This is a genomic window from Ideonella sp. (assembly GCF_036277275.1).
Classification (GTDB): domain Bacteria; phylum Pseudomonadota; class Gammaproteobacteria; order Burkholderiales; family Burkholderiaceae_C; genus Ideonella.
In genome coordinates this window covers 21,207-42,772 of record NZ_DASUNH010000061.1, presented here as the reverse complement: position 1 = coordinate 42,772, position 21,566 = coordinate 21,207, and the positions used below count along the sequence as shown (strand labels likewise).

At 68.3% G+C, this 21,566-nt stretch carries 17 protein-coding genes; 9 read left to right on the top strand and 8 right to left on the bottom strand.

All coding sequences use genetic code 11. From position 1 onward, the window contains the following. The 5 genes from VFY73_RS11390 to VFY73_RS11370 all read left to right on the top strand — a co-directional run. A partial coding sequence (locus VFY73_RS11390) for a thiamine pyrophosphate-dependent enzyme (RefSeq protein WP_329718725.1) occupies positions 1-1,377 on the top strand: 1,377 nt, incomplete at its 5' end. Positions 1,378-1,387: 10 nt separating this feature from the next. Further along, positions 1,388-2,296 (top strand): myo-inosose-2 dehydratase, encoded by a 909-nt coding sequence (gene iolE / locus VFY73_RS11385; RefSeq protein WP_329718723.1) that lies wholly within the window; start codon positions 1,388-1,390, stop codon positions 2,294-2,296. Then, positions 2,293-3,105, top strand: a complete 813-nt coding sequence (gene iolB, locus VFY73_RS11380; RefSeq protein ID WP_329718721.1) for a 5-deoxy-glucuronate isomerase — start codon at positions 2,293-2,295, stop codon at positions 3,103-3,105. Before iolE ends, iolB begins: the two co-directional genes overlap by 4 nt. Positions 3,106-3,251: 146 nt before the next feature. Then, positions 3,252-4,418, top strand: a complete 1,167-nt coding sequence (locus VFY73_RS11375; protein ID WP_329718719.1) for a carbohydrate porin — start codon at positions 3,252-3,254, stop codon at positions 4,416-4,418. 224 nt (positions 4,419-4,642) lie between these two features. After that, positions 4,643-5,782 (top strand): ribonuclease Z, encoded by a 1,140-nt coding sequence (locus VFY73_RS11370; protein WP_329718717.1) that lies wholly within the window; start codon positions 4,643-4,645, stop codon positions 5,780-5,782. On the opposite strand, the gene VFY73_RS11365 is transcribed toward VFY73_RS11370, so the two are convergent. Beyond that, a complete protein-coding gene (locus tag VFY73_RS11365; RefSeq protein WP_329718715.1) occupies positions 5,670-7,127 on the bottom strand; it encodes a hypothetical protein in 1,458 nt (485 codons plus the stop codon). The genes VFY73_RS11370 and VFY73_RS11365 overlap by 113 nt on opposite strands. A 215-nt stretch (positions 7,128-7,342) precedes the next feature. Between VFY73_RS11365 and VFY73_RS11360 the strand changes: the two genes are divergently transcribed. After that, positions 7,343-9,010, top strand: a complete 1,668-nt coding sequence (locus VFY73_RS11360) for a polysaccharide lyase family 1 protein (RefSeq protein WP_329718713.1) — start codon at positions 7,343-7,345, stop codon at positions 9,008-9,010. 42 nt (positions 9,011-9,052) lie between these two features. Here VFY73_RS11360 and VFY73_RS11355 read toward each other — a convergent pair whose 3' ends face one another. Both VFY73_RS11355 and VFY73_RS11350 read right to left on the bottom strand, forming a co-directional pair. Continuing rightward, on the bottom strand, positions 9,053-9,838 hold the full coding sequence (locus VFY73_RS11355) for a hypothetical protein (protein ID WP_329718711.1): 786 nt from the start codon (positions 9,836-9,838) through the stop codon (positions 9,053-9,055). A 10-nt stretch (positions 9,839-9,848) separates the two neighbouring features. After that, positions 9,849-10,100 carry a DUF3297 family protein gene (locus VFY73_RS11350; RefSeq protein WP_329718709.1) on the bottom strand — a complete coding sequence of 84 codons (252 nt, stop codon included), beginning with the start codon at positions 10,098-10,100 and terminating at the stop codon, positions 9,849-9,851. 155 nt (positions 10,101-10,255) lie between these two features. Between VFY73_RS11350 and VFY73_RS11345 the strand changes: the two genes are divergently transcribed. After that, on the top strand, positions 10,256-11,272 hold the full coding sequence (locus VFY73_RS11345) for an LLM class flavin-dependent oxidoreductase (protein ID WP_329718707.1): 1,017 nt from the start codon (positions 10,256-10,258) through the stop codon (positions 11,270-11,272). 46 nt (positions 11,273-11,318) lie between these two features. Here the strand turns inward: VFY73_RS11345 and VFY73_RS11340 are convergent, their stop codons facing one another. The 4 genes from VFY73_RS11340 to VFY73_RS11325 all read right to left on the bottom strand — a co-directional run bounded on the left by VFY73_RS11340 (position 11,319) and on the right by VFY73_RS11325 (position 16,846). Further along, a complete protein-coding gene (locus VFY73_RS11340; protein ID WP_329718705.1) occupies positions 11,319-12,227 on the bottom strand; it encodes an SDR family oxidoreductase in 909 nt (302 codons plus the stop codon). A gap of 43 nt (positions 12,228-12,270) precedes the next feature. Further along, positions 12,271-13,167, bottom strand: a complete 897-nt coding sequence (locus tag VFY73_RS11335; protein WP_329718703.1) for a helix-turn-helix domain-containing protein — start codon at positions 13,165-13,167, stop codon at positions 12,271-12,273. 52 nt (positions 13,168-13,219) lie between these two features. Beyond that, positions 13,220-15,940: a helix-turn-helix transcriptional regulator gene (locus VFY73_RS11330; protein ID WP_329718701.1), complete on the bottom strand. Its 2,721-nt coding sequence runs from the start codon at positions 15,938-15,940 to the stop codon at positions 13,220-13,222. Positions 15,941-16,087: 147 nt separating this feature from the next. Next, positions 16,088-16,846 (bottom strand): DsbC family protein, encoded by a 759-nt coding sequence (locus tag VFY73_RS11325; protein ID WP_329718699.1) that lies wholly within the window; start codon positions 16,844-16,846, stop codon positions 16,088-16,090. Between the two features lie 411 nt (positions 16,847-17,257). Between VFY73_RS11325 and VFY73_RS11320 the strand changes: the two genes are divergently transcribed. Together VFY73_RS11320 and VFY73_RS11315 are read left to right on the top strand one after the other, a co-directional pair. Further along, the gene (locus VFY73_RS11320; RefSeq protein ID WP_329718729.1) at positions 17,258-18,439 is read left to right on the top strand and encodes a heparin lyase I family protein; all 1,182 of its coding nucleotides are present in this window, start codon (positions 17,258-17,260) and stop codon (positions 18,437-18,439) included. A gap of 95 nt (positions 18,440-18,534) precedes the next feature. After that, the gene (locus VFY73_RS11315; RefSeq protein ID WP_329718697.1) at positions 18,535-20,325 is read left to right on the top strand and encodes a metallophosphoesterase; all 1,791 of its coding nucleotides are present in this window, start codon (positions 18,535-18,537) and stop codon (positions 20,323-20,325) included. Here the strand turns inward: VFY73_RS11315 and VFY73_RS11310 are convergent. After that, complete coding sequence (locus tag VFY73_RS11310; RefSeq protein WP_329718695.1) at positions 20,322-21,536, bottom strand: LanC-like protein; 1,215 nt, start codon at positions 21,534-21,536, stop codon at positions 20,322-20,324. The genes VFY73_RS11315 and VFY73_RS11310 overlap by 4 nt on opposite strands. Between the last annotated feature and the right edge of the window lie 30 nt (positions 21,537-21,566).

Here is a 21,566-nt window from a genome sequence, read left to right as displayed (position 1 = left end):
GAGCAGATCCTGACGGCGCTGCCGCGCGCGATCCAGGTGATGACCGACCCGGCGCTGTGCGGGCCGGTGTGCCTGGCGCTGCCGCAAGACGTGCAGACGATGGCGTTCGATTGCCCGGAGAGCTTCCTCGCGCCGACGACTATCCACATCCGCCGGCCCGGCGCGGACACGCACGAACTGGCGCGCGCCGCCGCACTGCTGCGTGACGCGAAGCGCCCGCTGATCGTCGCCGGTGGCGGTGTGCTGTACGCGCAGGCCGGCTCGGCCTTGCAGCGTTTTGCCGAAGCGCACGGTGTGCCGGTGGTCGAGACGCAGGCCGGCAAGGGCAGCCTGGCCTGGGACCACCCGTTGAATGCCGGCGCGCTGGGTGTCAGCGGTTCGCCGGCCGCCAACGCGCTGGCGCGTGAGGCCGATCTGGTGCTGGCCATCGGCACCCGGCTGCAAGACTTCAGCACGGGCTCGCACGCGCTGTTCAGCCAGGCGCGCCTGCTGGGGCTGAACGTGCAGCCGCTGGACGCCGCGAAGTGGCATGGCACGCCGCTGGTGGCCGACGCGCGCACCGGGCTGGACCGACTGTATTCGTTGGTCAAGGGCTGGCAGGCCGACCCGGCCTGGAGCCAGCGCGCCGTGGCGCTGGCCGACGGTTGGCGCGAGCGCGTCACTGTGCTCACGACTGCCGAGCCGCAGAACACGCTGCCCTATGACGCCGAGGTGATCGGTGCGGTGCGTGACTCCGGCGCCGACTCACCGCGCGGCGACATCGTCGTCTGCGCCGCCGGCACCTTGCCGGCCGAGCTGCACAAGCTGTGGCGCACGGCCGAGCCCGGCAACTACCACGTCGAATACGGCTATTCGTGCATGGGCTATGAGATCGCCGGCGGCCTGGGCGTGAAGATGGCGCGGCCCGACAAGGAGGTCATCGTGATGGTGGGCGACGGTTCCTACCTGATGATGAACTCGGAAATCGCGGCCTCGGTGATGCTGGGCCACAAGCTGATCGTCGTGCTGCTGGACAACCGCGGCTACGGCTGCATCCACCGGCTGCAGCGTGCGACCGGCGGCGAGCGTTTCAACAACCTGCTCGACGACTGCGTGCCCGAAGGCGGCGAGGTGCCGCACATCGACTTCGCCGCTCATGCGCGCTCGCTGGGCGCCGATGCGGTGCACGTGGCGAGCGTCAGCGAACTCAAGACGGCGATGGTCGTCGCCCGTGCCGCAAAGCGCACCCAACTGATCGTCATCGACACCAGCCCCGAGCGCAGCACCGAAGACGGCGGCTGCTGGTGGGAGGTGGCGGTGCCAGAAGTCTCGTCACGCGACGAAGTGAACAACGCCCACGCGGCCTACCTCGCCGCGAAGCAACAACAACGCCCCTGAAGCAACCGACATGGCTAAACCCTGGAACGTCCGCATCGGCATCAACCCGATCTCGTGGAGCAACGACGACCTGCCCGCGCTGGGCGGCGAAACACCGCTGGAGACCGCGTTGCGCGAAGGCGCCGAGATCGGCTACGAAGGCTTCGAGCTCGGCAACAAGTTTCCGAAGGAAGCGCAAGCACTGAAGGCCAAGCTCGCCGAGTTCGGCGTGGCCTGTGTGTCGGGCTGGTACTCCGGCCAGCTCGCTGAAGGCACGTTGAAAGACGAGATCGAACGCTGCGTGCCGCACATGGCCAAGCTGCAGGCGCAGGGCTGCCGCGTCGTCGTCTACGGTGAAGTGGCCGGCTCGATCCAGGGCCAGATCGACACGCCGCTTTCCAAGCGACCGCGCTTCGCGACCGGCGATCAATGGCGCGACTACGGCGAGCGGCTGACGGCGTTCGCCGAGCATCTGCAAGCCACCTACGGCTTGACGCTCGCCTACCACCACCACATGGGCGCCTACGTCGAATCGCCCGAAGACGTGGACCGGTTGATGGCGGCCACCGGCCCGGCGGTCGGCCTGCTGTTTGACACCGGTCACGCCTACTACGGTGGCGCGACCGACCTGGTGCAGCCGCTGAAGAAGCACCTGCATCGCGTGGCGCACGTGCACTGCAAAGACGTGAGGCCTGCCGTCGTCGCTCAAGCCCGCAACGACGGCTGGTCGTTTCTGCGTGGGGTGATCAACGGCACCTTCACCGTGCCCGGCGATGGCGTGATCGACTTCGGCGCGGTGCTGACCACGCTGCATGCAGGCGGCTACGAAGGCTGGCTGGTCGTGGAGGCAGAACAAGACCCGGCGGTGGCCCCGAGCTACGCCTACGCGAAGAAGGGCTACGAGACCCTGAAGCGCATCGTGGACGGGTTGCAGCGATGAGCCCGCTGCTCGTGAAGGCGCGGCGAGAGGGCCGCCGGATCGTCGATGTGACTCCTGAGAGCGCCGGCTGGCAGCATGTGGGTTTTCGTGCCTTGCGCCTGCGCGCCGGCGAGCAGGAGACGCTGTCCACCGCACAGCGCGAGCTGTGTCTGGTGGTGTTGGCCGGTCGCGCCAGCGTGGTGGCCGGTGGCCAGCGCTTCGCCGCGCTGGGCACGCGCGACAGCGTCTTCGACGATGCGGCGCCCGCGGCGCTGTACGTGCCGACGGGCACGCAGGTGCAGATCAGCGCCGACAGCGACACCGAGCTGGCACTGTGCACCGCGCCGGCCGATGATCGCGCGCGCCAGGTGACGCTGCTGGCACCCGAGGGCATGAAGCGCTCGGTGCGCGGGCAGGGCAGCAACACGCGCTACGTCTGCGACATCCTGCCCCACACCGACCCGGTGGCCGCACACCTGCTGGTGGTGGAAGTGCGCACACCGGCCGGCCATTCTTCGAGCTACCCGCCGCACAAGCACGACACCGAAGCACTGCCTGGCGAGACGCAGCTGGAAGAGACTTACTACCACCGCGTGAATCCGCCGCAGGGCTTTGCCTTCCAGCGTGTCTACACCGATGACCGCAGCCTGGACGAAGCGATGGCGGTCGAAGACCACGACGTGGTGCTGGTGCCGCGCGGCTATCACCCTGTCGTCGCGCCCCATGGCTACGACCTGTACTACCTGAACGTGATGGCCGGCCCGCAGCGGCACTGGGTCTTCCGCAACGACCCGGCGCACGAGTGGATGTTGCCGCCGGCTCTGCCCTGATCGGCTTCGCCTTGACCGGCACGCGCCGCTAGCGGCGACGCGATTCACCTTCCCCCATTTCTTCAGTCGTGAGTTCCCTGGAGGGAACGCGCGTGGCCGCGTGCGCCCACGACTTGCTCAACCTCGGCCAACTTGAGGAGACGACGATGACAATCTTGCGCACCACCGCTGCTGCCGCACTGCTGCTGGCCACCGCCCAGGCCCAGGCTTTCGACTGGGGCGGTTACTTCCGCGCCGGCCCCGGTGCCACCTCGGAGAAGGGCGTCTCGCGCGCCTGCTACGGCCTGTCGGGCCCGGGCCTCAAGTACCGCCTGGGCAACGAGTGCGACATCTACGGCGAGTTCACCCTCGGCCATGACGCGAAGGTCGAGGGCATCGACGTGCGCGGCGTGCTGATGACCAACTTCTACAACAACGCCACCGACTCGGGCGATGAAGACCTCGGCATCGAGCAGATGTACGCCGAGATCAAGGGCGTCGACATCTCGCCGACGACAGTCTTCTGGATCGGCAAGGAGCGCGGCCGCCGTGGCGACGTGCACATCGTCGACACCTTTTTCACCGAGATGAAGGGGGTCGGCGCCGGCGCGAAAGAGATTGGTCTCGGTCCCGGCAAGCTGGGCGTGGCGTACTACAAGACCGACGGCGACGAGGTCAACGCCGGCCACCGGCTGAATGCCGAGTTCTACGACTGGGGTGTCAACCCCGACGGCAAGCTCAGCCTCATTGGCACCCTGACCAAGGCCACCGAAGGCGCGAAGGGTGGTGCGCTGTCGGTGCGCCACGTGCAAGACGGTGTCCTCGGCGGCGCGAACAGCCTCTGGCTGCAGTACGCGCAAGGCACGGCGGCGCTGAACAGCAACTTCGGCGACCTGCTGGCCGATCGCCGCACCAAGGCCTGGCGCGTGGTCGAAAGCATCCACTGGCAGCAGGGCAACTTCGGTGGCCAGGCGATCGCGCTGTGGTCGCAGCAGCAGGCGCCCGATGCCGTGACCGGCGACAGCGTCAAGACGACCTCGATGTCGCTCGGCGGGCGGGTGTCCTATGCGGTGACGAAGAACTTCAAGCTGCTCGGCGAGCTGGGCCTGTCGCAGGTGAAGCCTGAAGGCCAGGACACGCAGCGGTTGACCAAGTTCACCTTCGCGCCGACGCTGGCGACCGGCCCGGGCTTCTGGAACCGGCCGGAGCTGCGGCTGTACGTGACACACGCGAAGTGGAGCGGCGTCAACGGCGCGGTCGTCACCGGCGAGAGCGCGTTCGACGGCAAGGAGTCGGGCACCAGCTACGGTGCGCAGGTCGAGATCTGGTTCTGATCGATTCACGGCCGACCGAGCCCCTCGGTCGGCACTGTCCTACGTCAACTTGCGCTGCCGGCTGCCTGTCATCGGCGGCCGCAACTCTTACGCTCGTGTCACTTCAAAACTTTCCGACACGGAGCGCAATCATGGGCAAGTATTTCCTCGCATGGCTGCTGGGCGTACCGGGTATCGTTCTGCTGGTCATCTACCTGTTCTTCAACTGAGGCCCGACCCGGCGCGTGCGAACGACACTCGATCCCCACCTCATCGACCCCTGCGCCAACGAACCTGGCTTGGTGGTGGACCTTCGCGACGCTCGCCGCGCCTTGTTGTTCGACCTGGGCGAGATCGACCGCCTCGCCCCGCGCGTGTTGCTGCGGGCCACGCATGCCTTCGTCACGCACACGCACATGGACCACTTCGCAGGCTTCGACCACTGGTTGAAGTTGGGGCTGGGCCGCACGCCGCGGCTGGTGCTGTGGGGCGGGCCGGGTTTCGTCGACCAGCTCGAACACAAGCTGCGCGCCTACACCTGGAACGTGGTGCATCGCTACGAGGTGCCGATGCGCATTGAGGTGCATTCGCTGGAAGCCGACGGTGCGCGATACCACGCCCACTTCGATAGCCGCGAACTGTTCGTGCGGCGCAACGCCCCGTCCGACCCACCGGGCGACAGTGATCTGCTGCTCGACGAAGCGTTGTTCAGCGTGCGTGGCCGCATCGTCGACCACGAGATGCCGGTGCTCGCCTATGCGATCGACGAGAAGGCCGAGTTGCGCGTGGCGGCCGACCGCGTTCGCGCGATGGGCCTGACGACCGGGCCGTGGCTGCGAGACTTGAAGGACGCATTGCTGGCCGGCGCGCCGGATGACACGGTGATCGACATGGCCTGGCGCGACCGCGATGGCGAGCACCGCCAGCAGCGCAGCGTGGGCGAGCTGCGTTCGCTGGTGCTCGATGCCGTGCCTGGCCGCCGCATCGGCTACGTGACCGACCTGCGCTTCACCGAGGCCAACATCGAGCAGCTCTCGCGCCACCTGATGGACGTGGACCTGCTCTACATCGAATCGAGGTTCCTCGACGAAGAGCACGAGCAGGCGGCGCGCAAGAACCACCTGACCGCGCGGCAGGCCGGCGAGATCGCTCGCCGGCTGCGCGCGCGCCGCCTCGTGCCCTTCCACTTCTCGCCGCGTTACCGCGGGCGAGAGGACGACCTGCGTGCCGAGGCGATGGCCGCGTGGGGCGGTTCACCCCACGCGATGGCGATCACTTCACCGAGATCTTGCCGGTTCCGGCATTGGCCTCGACGGTCGTGCGCACGACATTGGCCGCCAGCAGCGAGTAGCTGTAGGGCACGGTCCAGCCGACGCTGCTGCTGAAGCTGCACTTGCTGGACAGCGACAGCGCTGCGCCATTGAGCAACGAGCCCACGTCGGTGATCGCGCCGCTCTTGCTCGACGAGCCCGGGTTGGTCACCACGTGCGGGCAACTGCTGGCCCCGCTGATGTCGAAGGCGTTGGACTGCGAGACGATGCGCGCCTTGTAGCCGACGCCGATGCTGTAGCCGTGGTCGTAGACGTTGGCCGACTTGGCTCCGACATAGGCGTTGTTGTAGACGTGCACCTTGCCGAAGCGCACGCGCGGCGAGCGTTCGGCCACCGAACGGAACAGGTTCTGCGAGAAGGTCACCGAGAGGCGACCGTCATCGCCGCTCGCGCTGTCCGACGAGCCGATCAGGTTGTTCTTCGAATGCTGGTCGAAGATGTTGCTGGACACGCTGACGTAGTCGGCCGCGTTCTTGATGTCGAGCGCGCCGTCGTGGCATTGCTTGATCTTGCCGTTGACGATCGGCAGCGTGTCGTCGGTCACCGGCGCATCGGTGAACAGGTTGTGGTCGATCCACACGCGCTTGGCGCCGTCGACCGTGATGGCGTCGAAGCGGGAGTTCCAGTTGCCGTCGTCGCCGTCGTCCGGTTCCCACTCCGGGGCGATGTCGCACGGGTTGACGATGCGCAGGTTGCGCACGATCACGTTCTCGACCTTGTAGATCAGCACCGTCGCGTTGACCAACTGTGCATTCGAGCCGACACCGATCAGCGTGGTGTTCGAAGGCAGGCGGATCGCGTTGCGTGCAGCCTGGTCCGAGCCGCTCTTGAACGGGCCGCCGTTGTCCGCCGCGGTCATGTCGATGGTGCCCGAGACCTTGACGATCTTGGGGTTGCTGCCGGTGTCCTTCAACACCTTCAGCAGCTGGTACGGCGAGCTGACGGTGTAGACGGCCGAGTCCGGCGCGGTGCTGCCGCCGGTGGTGCCGATGTGACCAGCCCAGCCCGACTTCGGCGCCACGTCACGACTCGCATCGCCCGGCGGGGGCGGCGGCGGCGGTGGGGGAGGAGGCGGAGGCGGAGGAGGCGGAGGCGGAGGCGGTGGCGGTGGCGGTGGCGGTGGCGGTGTGCCGATCGGTCCGACCGCGCACTTCTTCAGCATGCCCGGATACGGGTCGCTGCCGAACGTGGCGATGTTGCAGGTCGGGCTGCCGGTCAGGGTCTTGATGACCCAGCGGTCCTTGATGCCGAAGGAGACCGGACGGGGCGTACTGCCCACCTTGCAGGTCTCGTGTTCGTCGGCGCACTTCGAGTAGCCCTCGGGCCAGTCTCGAGCCTGCGCGCTGCTGGCCGCGACCAGACTGAAGGCGGCCAGGAGCCATTCACGGCGATGGTCCATTCGATGTCTTCTCCGGGTGGTGGGGCGGGGCGCGGTGGCCACCGCTTCGTTGTTGGACGCCTGGGGAAACCAGCGTCTTCCCGAGGCGGCGCGAGTATCGCGACGATTGACAGCGCTGCCAATCTGATTGGTCATACTTTTTCAAACGCTTACGGCGCGTCATATCTGCCTACGCCTAAAGTCCTTGTCACCGAGCTGGACGAGGAAACACGGCAATGAGAAGACTTTTTCAGGCGCTGGTGATGGCCGTTGCCGCCACCGTGCTGACCGCGCCGGCGGCGCATGCCTTCGACCCCGCGAAAAGCAAGATCACGGTGCAAGGCAGCGGCCAGATCGAGATCTACATCAACGGCCAATACATGGGCCGCTCGGCCGATGCAACACGGCTCTCGGCCTATGCGCGAGCGCTGGTGATCGGCGACAACGCGATCGCGCTGCGGGCCACGAAGGGCGCCAGCAAGAAGCCGTTTGCGGTGGCCGATTTGAATGGCGCGTTCGGTCGCGCCGGCAGTGGCGTGTTGTGGCGCGCCAGGCTGGCCAGCGGCAGCGAGATCAGCGGACCGCCGGGTGCATGGGCGGGACTGGGCTACGACGACAGCAGCTGGCCGGTGGCGGTGGAGCTGGACAGTGCCTTGCCCAAGGGCTTTCCCAAGGGCGGCCCGGCGAACAAGGTGTGGGTGGCCGATGGCGCCCAGGGCACGATGCTGCTGCGCGCGAACCTGTACGTGCCCGCGACCCCGTCGTCGACGCCGCTAGGCTTCGGTGCCGCGGTCACCGGTGGTGCCGGCGGCAGCACCGTCGTCGTCACCACGCCCGACGCCTTGCGCAACGCGCTGTGTGGCTCGTTCAGCGGCAGCACCTGCACCGACACCACGCCGCGAATCGTCAAGGTCAAGGGCACGATCGACTTCACCGGCACCGAAGGTACGCAAACCAAGCTCGGCTGCGATTACAGCGAATGCGGGGCGCCGTGGAAGCGCGAACGCCTGGTGCTGCTCAACGATGCCGACACGCATTGCGACGGCAAGACCAAGTTCAACATCACCTTCGACAAGTCGGGCGCGAGCGCCCTGGCGATCGGCTCGAACAAGACGCTGGTCGGCATCGGCAATGGCGCGACGATCCGCGGCAAAGGCGTCAGCGTCACGCAGGGCGCGTCGAACGTGATCATCCGAAACCTCACGTTCCGCGACCTGAACCCGGGCGTGATCTTCGCCGGCGACGCGATCTCGCTGAACAACGCCGACCGCGTGTGGATCGACCACAACCGCTTCCACCGCATCGGCCGCCAGATGATCGTCACCGGCTACGGCAAGGCCTCGAACGTGACCATCTCGTGGAACGATTTCGACGGCTCGAACGAGTACGGCCACTACTGCGATGGCCGCCACTACTGGAACATGCTGCTGCTGGGCGACGGCGACAAGATCACGCTGAACAACAACTGGTTCCGCCACTTCACCGGTCGCGCGCCCGACGTTGGCAGCGGCACCGGCAGCAGCATGCTGCACATGGCCAACAACGCCTTCACCGACGGCGGCTGGCATGCGCTCGATGCGGGCCAGCCGGCGCGGGTGCTGGTCGAAGGCAACCACTACGACAACGTGGCCGTGCCGGTGCTCGACGGTTCCAACCCGGGCTACATCTGGGCGCCCCTGACGACGGTCAGCGCCTCGGCGCAACAGAACTGCCAGACCTTCCTCGGCCGTGACTGCACCGCCAACATCAGCGTGCCGCTGCCGCAGGACGACAACTTCCGCCACGACCTGACGGTGCTCGACTACTTCAAGAAGTTCGCGCCACCCGGCGGCGGCTTGACGCCCTTTGGTGGCGACCAGGCGAAGCGCAGCGCGCCGCATTTCGCGGGGCCGGGGCACTACTGACCGCAGCGCGTGCCGTGGCCACGCCGACACGCCTGACCCGGCTCACCAGACTCGGTAGGCCCACCGGTTCTTGCCGAGTTCGAACAGCTCGACCGAGCCGGTGATTTCGCCCAGGGCGTTCACGATCGCTTCGCTGGCCGCCGCCAGGGTCGGTTGCCAGGCGGCGCCTTCGTCGCTGGCCTGTTCGCTGCGCAGCACATACACCTGCCGCGAGCGGGCCAGCGTGTCCTGCAGCGCGGCTGGAAAGGTGGCGAAGGTCTTGGTGGCGACGTCGTTGGCGTGCGTGGTGGCCACAGGGACGTCGTCATCGTCCTCGTCGTCGTCATCATCCTCACCGTCGTCGATGTCGCCGAACTCATGGTCGAACCACTGCGCGGCCGACCAGCCCTTGAAGTGCTCCAGCTCGAAGCTCGCGCCTTGGCCTGACTGGGTGAAATCCTGCAGCCAGTCGTCCAACTCGTCTGACCCGTCCGACACCGGCAGTTCCGCCACGGCCTGGGCGACGGCGGCTTCGAGCGCGGCCTGCGAGAGCCGGGCGCTGACGAGCCAGGTTGCCTCCAGTGTTTGCGGTTTCCGAGCCGGCCGCTTCGGGTCCCCGGCGAGCGCCAGCGCCGACCACCCGCGCTCGGCCAGCGCGGCCTGCAGCACCACGCCATCGATGGGCTTCTTGGCAGCACTCGCGAAGGCTGATTCGAAGTAGACGCCGTCGCGGTGCCCGTGGGGCGACTGGCCGGCCAGCACCTCGGGCGGGTGGGGGCCGTCCGCCGCCGCCGAAGCTTGTCGTCTTGCCCGCTGCCGGGCGCGTGAGTCGTTCGATGAGGTCGTCATCTGTGCCTGCTCAGCGGTAGAACGCCTCGACCTTGCCCTTCAGCTTGATCAGCACCGGCTTGCCCTTGCGGTCCACCGTCTTGCCGGCCGCTACCTTGACCCAGCCTTCGCTGATGCAGTATTCCTCGACGTCGTGCCGCTCCTTGTCGTTGAAGCGGATGCCGACGTCGTGCTCGAACACCGCGGTTACGTGGTGCGGGCTCTTGGGATCGACCGACAGGTGGTCGGGCAGCGGCGGGGGCGTCTTGTCGTCTTGGCTCATGGGGTCCTCGAAATGCACTGGTCGCGGTGCAGCCGCGAAGGCGCGCATTGTCGAGGATTCGCGGGCGCGCGGCTGCCCATGCCGGCCCGAATGTAAGCACAGATCGGCAAGGGCCGACACCGCGTGGGGTTCATGCCTTCGCCCTACATTGGGCCATGCTGCCTCTTTCCATTCTCGACCTCGTCCCCGTGACGGTCGGCGCCACGCCGGCCGATGCGCTGCGCCACAGCCTGGTATTGGCGCAGACCGCCGAACGGCTGGGCTACACCCGCTACTGGGTCGCCGAGCACCACAACATGACCGGCATCGCCAGCGCGGCGACCTCGGTCGTCATCGGCTACCTGGCCGGTGGCACCACGACGATGCGCGTCGGTGCCGGCGGCGTGATGCTGCCCAACCATTCGCCGCTGGTGATCGCCGAGCAGTTCGGCACGCTGGAGTCGCTCTACCCCGGCCGCATCGACCTGGGCCTGGGCCGCGCGCCGGGCACCGACCAGCACACCGCGCTGGCACTGCGGCGCGATCCGCACGCCGCGGACACCTTCGTGCAGGACGTGCAGGAGCTGCAGGCGCTGTTCGAGCCGGTTCAAGAGGGGCAGACGATTCGCGCGGTGCCGGGTGCTGGCTTGCGGGTACCGCTGTGGATCCTCGGCTCCAGCCTGTTCGGCGCCCAGTTGGCGGCGGCGCTGGGGCTGCCCTATGCCTTCGCATCGCACTTCGCGCCGGCGGCTCTGCACCAGGCGCTGCAGGTCTACCGCAGTACGTTCAAGCCGTCGGCACGGCAGCCGAAACCGCATGCGATGGTCGGCCTGAACGTGATCGCCGCCGAGACCGATGAGGAGGCCCGGCGGCTGTTCACGTCGCAGCAGCAAGCCTTCACGAACATGGTGCGCAACCGCCGCGGGCTGTTCCCGCCGCCGATCGACGACATCGACAGCTATTGGACCCCGGCCGAGAAGCACCACGCCGCCGGCATGCTGGCGTGTTCGGTCATCGGCTCTGTCGACACCGTACGAAGCGGTTTGCAGCGCTTTGCCGACGAGACCCAGGCCGACGAGCTGATGATCGTCTCGGCGGTGTTCGACCCGGCCTTGCGTCGGCGCTCGATCGCGCTGATCGCCGAAGCCGCTGGCATGCAGGCGGTTGCCGATCGCGCGTTGTCCCCGGGCTGAGGTTCAGGGCGCCAGCAGCCGGCTCGCGCGGATCCGCGCGGCCATCTCAGGTTTCGTCGATCTCGAACGGCGGCACCCGCCGTCCGTCGATGTCGGTGAAGCCGTACTCGCCCGCCAGGTCACCCACACGCAGCACCTGGCCGGTCTTGACCAGCACCTGCGGGTCGGCTGCGAGTGCAGCGACCGCGCGCCCCAGGTAGCGGGGCGATTCGGTGCGCGCCAGCGCGGTTCGCTCATGCCAGTGCGCTTCGTCGGTCTGGTGGCCGGCAAGCACGAACTCGGTCCGCATCCAACCGGGCGATACGGCCACGGATGCGACGCCGTGCGGCCGCAGCTCCTGCGCCATGTCGAAAGCCAGCCGGCACATCGTCGATTTGGCCAGGTCGTAGAACAGGTTGCCGCGCAGGTAGTGGCCTCGGTCCCAGTAGGTCGTGGTGACGATCAGGCCGCGCTTTTGCTCGACGAGCAGCGGCGCCGCATGGCGGCTGGCCAGCAAGTGGTTGCGCACGCCGCGGTCGAACATCGTGTCCCAGTGTGCCAGCGGGTGCTTCCAGAACGGCGCCTCGAACACGCCGTCGAAGCTCTCGTGGCCGCCCCAGGCGTTGTTGACCAGCAGGTCGAGCCGGCCATGGTCACGCTGCACGCGGGCGAAGAGGGCGGCCACGTCGGCGTCGTGCGTGTGGTCGCAGCGTACCGCGATGCCGCGTCCGCCGGCCTGCGTGACCGCGTCGGCCGTGTCGTCGATGTTGCCGGGCAGCGTGTCCAGCTTCGACAGCTCGAGCAGTTGCTGGTAGGCGCGTGTAGCCGGCTCGCGGCGCGTGCTGCGGCCGGTCACGTAGACACAGGCCCCGGCGGCGCCCAGCTCCAGCGCGATGCCGCGGCCGGCACCGCGGCTGGCCCCGGTGACGATGGCGACGCAGTCTTGCAGGGGGCGGTGGTTCGAAGCTGTCGTCATGATTTCTCCTGGTCGTGGGGCGTGCGGTCACGATAGGGCGGTGTCAGCCGCCGGTATTGGAAAAACCCGAAACCTCGCGCGCCGGCGCAGCGGCCTGCGCGCGGGCGAGGAACAGCCGGGGTGACAAGCCGCACAGCGACTGGAACTCGTTGACCAGGTGTGCCTGGTCGTAGAACCCGGCGTCCAGCGCCAACTCGGCCCAGCGTGGCGAGGCCTGTTGCCGCAACGCCCGCAGGCACCCGTGCAGGCGGGCGAGTCGGCCCCAGCTGCGCGGCGACAGGCCGACCTCGGCGTGAAACAGCTGTTGCAGGCGACGCTCCCCCACGCCCACTGCCGCGGCCACGTCGCGCAATGCGCGTTGTCCGCCCGACGTGGCGATCAGCTGCGCCGCATGGGCCGCCGGTGATGCCGCCGGCTTGCGGCCGGCCTGCAGCCTCTGGCGCAACGTGGCCTGCACGATCGCGACGCGGGCCTCGTCGGTGCGGGCATCTTGCAGCCGCGCGATCAACGGCGTGGCCGCAGGGCCCCACAGGTCATCGAGCGCGACCACGGTGTTGGTGATGTCGCCGGCCGGCATGCCCAGCAACGCCGCGATCGCACCGGGCCGCAGCGACACCGACAGGCCCGCCACCTGGCCGCGAAACCGCAGCACCGTCGGCGACGCACTCGCACCGGCGACCCCGGCCAGCCCCGCACGACCCGCTTCGGCCATCGGTGGTTCGTCACCGAGGTGAAAGATCAGGTGCACCGCCCCGTCGGGCAGCACCCGCTCGATGCGTTCCTGCCCGGCGGGAATGTCCTCGCGGTAGCTCGCGATGTGGGCCACGTGCGCGGCCAGCGGTGCGTCGATGGCGAACTCGCGCAAGGTGCCCGCAGGCACGCTGGTTTCGGGCGCGTACAAGGGGTCGCCGTCCAGGCGAAGAAACAGTCGCTCGGCCATGATGGACGGGCCATGGTACGTCGGGTGCGGTGACGGTGGCGTGGCCCGCGATTCAACCCTTGCGCTGGGCGGCGTGGAACCAGGCCGCCACCTGTCCGCGCGAGTTCAGCTGCAGCTTGGCGAGGATGTTCTCCACATGCCGCTTCACCGTGTGCGGGCTGAGCGCGAAGACCTTCGCGATCACCTTGTTGCTGTCGCCCGCCACCAGCCGCTGCAGGATCTCGGTCTCGCGCTCGGTCAGCATCAGTTCGCTGGGCCCCGCGTCCACCGTTGTCGCATGGGCGTTGCGCCTGGCCACCGAGTCGTCAGGCGGTCTGGCGCCAACGCCGTGCAGTGATTGCAGTTGCTGCCGCTCGTCGTGGCTCAGCAGGTCTTGCCAGTCGTGCTGCGCCAGGTCGTTCAGCACGCCGGTGCCCAGCAGCAGCAACGGCATCGGCGCCTGCTCGGCGGTTGCACGCGCCAGCGCCGGGCGCAGCCACTGCGCTGCGGGCTCGGTGTGGCCGTCGCGCACGGCGGCGTGCGCCAGCCGCAGGCGCAGCTCCATGTCCAGGCCCAGCATGCGCAGGTCGCCTTCGTGGGCCAGCAGGGCGTCGCGCCAATGTTGCCGTGCGGCCTGTGCGTGGCCCTGCGCCAGCGCCGCGTGCCCGGCCAACGCGGCGCGGTGCCTGGCAAACGGGCGATTTCCCATCGGCAGCGGCACCTGGACGAGGCGTTGGTGCGCGTCGCGAACGTCGGCCTCCAGGCCGAACGCGCTGGCGATGCGAATCTGGATCGCGAGCCCCAGCGACTCCAGCGTGTGACGTCGCGAACTGGCCAGCCCGGGGCGGGGCCGCGGCAGCGGGTGGCGTGCGGCGGCCAGTGCGGCCGATGCGTCCCCATGCAGTGCGTGCACGAACGCCTGGCCCATCGCGACCTGCCAGCCGATCACCTCGGCCTGGTCGAGCCAGCGTGAATCGTCGGCCGCCGTCTGCAGCAGTACCTGGGCCGTGTCAGGCTGGCCGGCCCAGGCCTCCAACCAGCCCTGGATGACAGTCGCCAGCACACGCAAGGCAGAAAGAGCCTCGCCCGCCGCGACGCTGGCACCTTCGACGTAGCGAGTGAGCGCCACGCGTGACCCGGGCAGGCCGACGAAGCCCATCGTCGGCGAGGCCTTGTACCAGAGCACCGGCTGCGGGTGGCGCTCGATCTCTTGCAGCTCGCGCGCCATCAGCGCACACACATCGTCGAGCGGCCCCAGCTCCAGCGCTTGCCAGGTCAACGCATGCAGCGTGGTGATCAGCACCTCGCCGTCCTGCGGTGCGGCGGCCAGTTCAGCCAGCAACGGCGCGGCGTCCCGCGGCTGGCGCGAGGCCAGCAGGCCGATCGCCTCGTGCGCCAGGGCCCAACGCCGATGGCGCTCGTGGCCGGCGCGCGCAAAGCCGTCGACCGCGCGGCGCATCGCCACGCGCATCGTGTCGAAGTCCCATTGCGACCAGGCGCTCAGGCCGCGGATCATCTGGAACTCGGGCGCGTCACGTTCAGCGACGGGGAACTGCTCGATCAAGCGGTGCACCGGGCCCACGACGCCTGCCGTGATCAATGCCGGCGCGGCCTCGAACAGATCGGCCCTGGCCGCATCCCATGCTCCGGCGCGAACCAGGAAGCCCACGCGTCGCGGCGTGTCCGGCTCGTGCAGCGCCGCGCGTTGCAGCAGGTGCGGCCATTCGTGCGGCAGCTCGCGCTGCAACTGCAGTTCGAGGCAGGCGCGGAACAGGTCGTGCAACACCAGCACCGCGTCGCTGCCCTCACCGCGCACCGAGACGAACAGACCCTGGCGCTCGATCTCGCCGAGCCAGCGCGCGGCTTCGGGGTCGCCCGACACGGCGGTGCATCGCGCGACAGTCAGCTCCGGCAGCACCGAGCAGCGCACGAGAAACAGGCGCTTGGCCTCGGGCATCTCGGCCAGCACTTCGGACGCGACGAAGTCGAACACATGCTGCTCGCTCAGCGAGGCGCCGCTGCGCCGCGCCTGCAGCGCCATGCGCAAGCCCGCGGCCCAGCCCTGGGTGCGCTCCAGCAAGGCTTCGGGCTGCAACGACGGCTCTGCATCGGTGGTGTCACCGACCAGTGCACGCACCTCGCCCAGCTCGAAGCGCAGCTCAGCCTGGCGGAACTCGGCCAGTTCGCCGCGTCCGCGCCAGCGCCCGATGGCCATGGGTGGCTCGAGACGCGACGACAGCACGACGCCCCAGTGCGACGGCAGGCGCTCGATCATGTGGTCGAGGAACGCGAAGATCGCCATGTCGCCCAGCCGGTGCGCGTCGTCGATGACGATCAGCCCGCGCGGCACCGTGGTGGCGGTCAACGCGTTGACGAAGTCGTTGGCGATCGCGCGACGCCGTGCCGCGTCGGCGCCGGTCAGCGCGGCTGCCGTGGCAGCGGGGGACACCCAGCGTTTCCATGGCACCTTGAACGGCTCGAGCGCGGCCACGGTGCAGGCCGAGATGCGCGGCAGGTCGTCGTCTTCGTCGGCGCTGATCCACACGCAGCCGGCCGTACCGGCCTGGCGTGCGGCCTCGATGCAGGAGCCCAGCGCCACCGTCTTGCCGAAGCCCGCGGGTGCCACCAGCAGCGTCAGTCTCGCGTGCAGCAGCGCAGCGGTCAGCGCGGCTTCCAGGCGCGGGCGCGCAACGACGTCCGGCCGCACACTGGGCGGCCGGATCTTGGTGACCGCGAACGGCCGGACTGAAGGAGGCGAAGGCGTTGCGACGAGCGACGCGGGCTCCACGGGCATGGCCGGGGATTGTCCGTGTCGGTGGGCTGCCGCACGTCCCCTGGGTGGGCGACACGCGGGCGGCTGCCCCGCGGTCAAAGCGGCGCTGTCAGGCGCGCCGTTTGCACGCGCGATGCACGCGTGCGCGCGCCTGCAATGGCGCGCCGCTCACGCCTTCTTGGCGGCCGCCTTCATGCGTTCCTCGATGCGGTCCAGCGGCAGCGCGCCGGGGGCGCGGGTGCCGTCTTCGAACACCACCGCCGGGGTGGAGTGGATCTTGTACTTGCGGCTCAGGTCGAGGTTGCGCGCCAACACCGCTGGGTCGCACTTGTCGCTCTGCCTGGCCGGCGTGACGCCGTCGATCATCCAGGCGCGCCAGGCTTTCGCGCTGTCTTTCGAACACACGATGTCGCGCGACTTGGCGTTCGAATCAGGCCCGAGGATCGGGATCAGATAGGTGTAGATCGTCACGTCCTTCAAGGACACGAGGTCGCGCTCGATGCGCTTGCAATAGCCGCAGTTCGGGTCTGAGAAGACCACCAGCTTGCGCTCGCCCGTGCCTTGCTTGAAGACCATCGCATCCTTCAGCGGCAGGGAGGCGACATCGACCACCGACAGCTTGTCGATGCGGGCCTTGGTCAGATCGGTCTGGCTCTTGGTCTCCAGCAGTGCGCCCTCGAACAGGTAGGCGCCGGTCTCGTCCGAGTACAGGATGTCGCTGCCCAGGCGCAGCTCGTAGATGCCCGGTATCGGCGTCTTGTTGACCTCGTCGATCTTCGGCAGCTTGGGCATGTGATCGGCCAGGTTCTTGCGGATGGCCGCTTCGTCGGCCCGGGCCAGTGAGGTGGCCGCAGCCAGCGTGCCGATCAGTGCCAGGCCTGGCAGCGCGCGTGCGATCTGGGCTGCGCGGGTTTTCACGGGGGTCATCTCGATTCCTTCAGAAGGGAAAAGCGGGGGCCGCAGCACACGGCGCTTTGTTTCCTGTCCGCCGCGGCGCCCATCTGAGTCGACGTGCGGCGCGAAAGTTCAGTGGCGTTGACACCTGTTGATGATTCGGCCTAACGGGCGGGACGGACGGTTGGCACATCGCATGGTGCGACGGCGTCGATGTCACGCCATGGGCCATCGCATGGGCCGTTCAGCCCATGCGCTGCCAGGCCGCGACCCGAACAATCGTCACCGCGTCGGCCTCTTGCGCCGAGGCCGCTTCGCGCCCGATCGGCTGTTGCCAGCGGATGCGACGCGATACCAGGCGATACAGCTTGGGCGCGCTCGGCGGCCCACACGGCCACGGGCGCAGCCCACCTTTTTGGAGCACAAGGAGACCCCGTGAAGAAGATGTGTTGGATCGTGCTGACGGCAGCGCTTGCCGTGGCCATGGGCGGCCCGGCGATGGCGACGCCAGCAGAAGACCGCGCCGCCGCTGCGCAAACGAATGCGCTCGACATCCCGACGCCACGCTGCACGCCGCTGGCGGTGGCATCGGTGATCGCCAGCGGTCACGACGGCAACGTACCCGAGAACACGCTCGATGGCCGGCTCGATACCCGCTGGAGCAACCTCGGCAAAGGCTCGTGGATCGACTACGACATCGGCACGGTCGCCAAGGTCGGCGGCGTGTCGGTCGCCTGGCACGAAGGCAACAAGCGCCGCAACGACTTCGTCGTCTCGACCTCGAACGACGGCATCCACTACAAGGTCGTCTACACCGGCCAGAGCAGCGGCACGACGGTCGACGCGGAGACCTACCGCTTCGATCCGCGCAAGGCACGGCGCGTGCGCATCACCGTCAATGGCAACAACCTGAACGATTGGGCCAGCCTCGCCGAGGCGCGTGTCTGTGCCGCGAAGGTGCCCCCGCGTGAGATCGTGTGGCGCGGCAATTTCGAGACCGGCGACATCAAGCAGTGGAGCGGGGCCCAGATGGTCGACCCCGATCGCCTGCTGGTCGTGACCTCGCCGGTCACGCAAGGCCGCTATGCGATGAAGACCACGGTCTTCCAGGGCGACGACCCGATCGATTCGAGCGGAAATCGTAACGAGTTGGTTCAGGTGACCAACGAACCCTCGGGCTCGGAATACTTCTACAAGTGGAGCACGATGTTCGATGCGAGCTTCCCGAGCGAGCGCCACTGGCAGCTGTTCACCCAGTGGCATCACTCGGGCAACAGCGGTTCGCCGCCGGTCGAGTTCTACGTGTACGGCGAAGAGATGCGGCTGAACATCGGCGGCAGCCCCGGCGTGCAGGTGTGGCAGGCACCGCTGGTGCGTAACCAGTGGCGCGATTTCGTCTTCCACGTGAAGTGGTCATCCGATCCGAAGGTCGGCTTCGTCGAGCTCTATCTCGACGGCCAGTTGGTGATGCCGAAGCGTTACATCGCGACACAGTATCCGGGCCAATTGAACTACCTGAAGGTGGGCCTGTACCGCGACGAGGTCATCGAACCCGTGGGCATCCTCTATCACGACAAGTGGACGATGAGCCGTAGCATCGACGGCCTCTTGCCCGTGACCGACTGACGCTGCACACGGCCATGGGCCAGGGAGGAGGCGGGGCTGGTGCGACCGTGCCGCCCACGCCCATTTGCCACTCACTTACCGAGGAGTTGCACAAGATGAATCGATCCATCGCCGCTCGCTTGTTGCTCGCGGCCTTCTTCACTTCACCCACGCTGCTGCACGCGGCGCCGGATTGCCTGGCCTACACGGCCACCGGTGCTCTCGCCAGCGCTGACGACGGCGACGGCAACGTCGCCGGGCTCACCCAGGATGGCAAGCTGGACACCCGCTGGAGCGGCCCCGGCAAGGGCGCCTGGCTGCAGCTCGATCTTGGCCGGCTGCAGAAGATCGCAGCGGCGCAGGTCGCCTGGTACGACGGCAGCGGCCGCACCTACCACTTCGAGGTGTCGACCTCGAAAGATGGCCAGAACTTCGTCAAGGGTTTCGGCGGCGACAGCGTGCGCAACAACTCGTTGCAGACCTACGAACTGTCGAACACCCGCTCGGCGCGCTACCTGCGCCTGACGGTGAACGGCAACACCTCGAACGACTGGGCCTCGGTCACCGAGGCCAAGATCTGCGGGCCGGCCGTCAAGACACCGGCGCCCGACAGTGGCCCATCGTTGCCGCGCAAGCCTTACCTGCAAAGCGTCAGCGCGAGCAGCGCGATCGTCGCGTTCCGCACGAGTTCGAGCTGCACGCCGAGGGTGAAATACGGTGTTGGTCAGGACACCTCGCTGATCGCCAACGCCACCCGCAGCGACCGCTACCACGCGATCAAGTTGCCGAGCTTGAAGGCGGGCACGACCTACAGCTACATCGTTGAAGCCTGTGGCTCGGTCACCGGCGTGCGCCAGTTCCGTACGGCCGCGGGCCCCAACCGCGCGATCCACTTCACCGCGATGGGCGACTACGGCACCGGCGGCTCCGACCAGGCCAAGGTGCTGGCACTGCTGAACAAGTCGACTCGCCATGGCGACTTCATGCTGACGCTGGGCGACAACGCCTACTCGTCAGGCACCGACTCGGAGTTCCAGAACTACGTGTTCGCGCCGATGGCGCCGCTGCTGCGCGAGACACCGTTCTTCCCGTCGCCCGGCAACCACGAGTACGAGTCGAACGATGCACAGCCGTACATCGACAACTTCTACCTGCCTGCCAACAACCCCGAACGGGCGGAGTACTACTACTCGTTCGACTGGGGGCCGGTGCACTTCGTTGCGCTCGACTCGAGCTGCGCGATCGGCTACTCAGGCCCGTGCGACGACAACCGCCAGCTGGCCTGGGCCGAAGACGACCTGGCCGCGACGAACCAGCCGTGGAAGATCGTGTTCTTCCATCACCCGCCCTGGTCCAGCGGCGACCACGGCTCGGAGATCGAGATGCGACGCGACTACGCGCCTTTGTTCGAAGAATACGGTGTCGACCTGGTGCTGACCGGCCATGACCACAACTACGAGCGCAGCAAGCCGATGAAGGGCGATGCGGTCGCCAAGCCCGGCGAGCGGGGCGTGGTCTACGCGGTGGTCGGTACCGGCGGTGCCGGCCTGCGCTCGTTCGATGGCTCCCAGCCGAGCTGGAGCGCGTTCCGCGGCCTGATGTACGGCTACCTGAGCGTGCGGGCCGACCAGAACCTGCTGCAGGCCCAGATGATCGACACCAACGGCATCGCGCGCGACAGCTTCACCATCGAGCCGGCGCTGAAGAAGGCCGCGTCATCGCTGCCGATGGCGGCACGGCGCTTCACGTCATCAGCGCCGGCAGCACCGGCCGCTACGCAGCCGGAGGCCGAGCCGCCGGGCCCGCGTGAGCAGCCGGGGGTGGAGCCCGCCTTCTTGACGGCGCCGAAGCCCGCGCCGGCTGACACACCGGAGGCGGTGGCCGACAAGCCGACGCCGGCGCGCTAGGCGTAGAAGACGTCGAGCGTCGGAAACGCGGCCCGGGCGCGGATGCAGTCCCACAGGTAGACGGCAAAGCCCGGGTCGCCCGTCCACAGCGAATAGCGCAACTGGCCGTATTCGCGCTCGTCGCTCGCGACCTGCTGGATGCCGTGCATCGCGAACGCGCGGGCACGCTCCAGCCACCGTGCGTCGCCCGTGCGCTCGTACAGCTTCAGGAACGCATAGCCGTTGCCGCCGGTGCCGTGGCAAAGGTTCGAGCCCTTCGCCAACGGGCCGGCCACCCAGGTGGCTTCGCCGGCGGCCAGCAGCAGCTCGTCGAGCTGCGGGTCGGGCAGATCGGCCAGGCAGATCACGAAGCCCGGCGAGCCGTGGCAGAACTGCATCAGCTTCTTCTGCGGGCTCGGGCTGCTGCTGATCAACTGGGCCGGCCAGTTGGCCAGGCCATCCTCGCGCTGCGCGGTGGCCGTCATCGTCTGCACGATGGTGTGCTGCCAGGTGGCCCACTCGTCGGCCGGCAGCAGGTGGCGGCCGCGGATCAGCACCGCGGCCGTGGCAGCGTAGCCGTGCACCGCATCGAGATAGGTCGAGTCGCGGCCGTACAGATCCTGGTCCCAGTAGTGGCAGCGGTGTTCTTCAGACCACTTGAGCTGCGAGCGCAGGTGCGCCGCGGTGCGGCGGAAGGCGTCGGCGAAACGCTCGTCGCCGAAGCGTTGATGCAGGAACAGCGCGGCCAGCAGCGTGCCGGGTGAGCCCCACATCAGCTCACGGGCCGGGTGATTGATGTTGCCGTCGATCAACGCGAGCAGCTGCTGCAGGCCCGATTCGGTGGGCGCCTGCTCCTGCGCCATCATCAGCGCCGGCAGGTCGCCCATCAGGTAGGACGCGGCGGCGTCTTCGATCGACACCGACTTCAACCAGGCCCGGTTGCGCTCGATCAACTCACCCAGGCGCGCGTCGAAGCGGACCCGGCCGGAGCAAGCACCCACCGCCTGCAGGTAGTGCACCGCCCAGGCCGTGCCCATCGCGCCGAAGTACAGCGTCGTTGGGGGCACGCTCGGGTCGTCGCCGTCGATGTCCCTCGGGTGGATCGGCCACCAGCCACTGGCCTCGAAGCGGGCGACGGTGTCAGCGACGATGCGCGCGATCTCGGCGCGGGCCTGCGCCTCGCTCCAAGGGGCGGCGTTCAGCGGTTCGTGACGGGTCGGGTCATGCAGCATGGCGGGCGCTCGGCAAGTGACGCGGGGCGG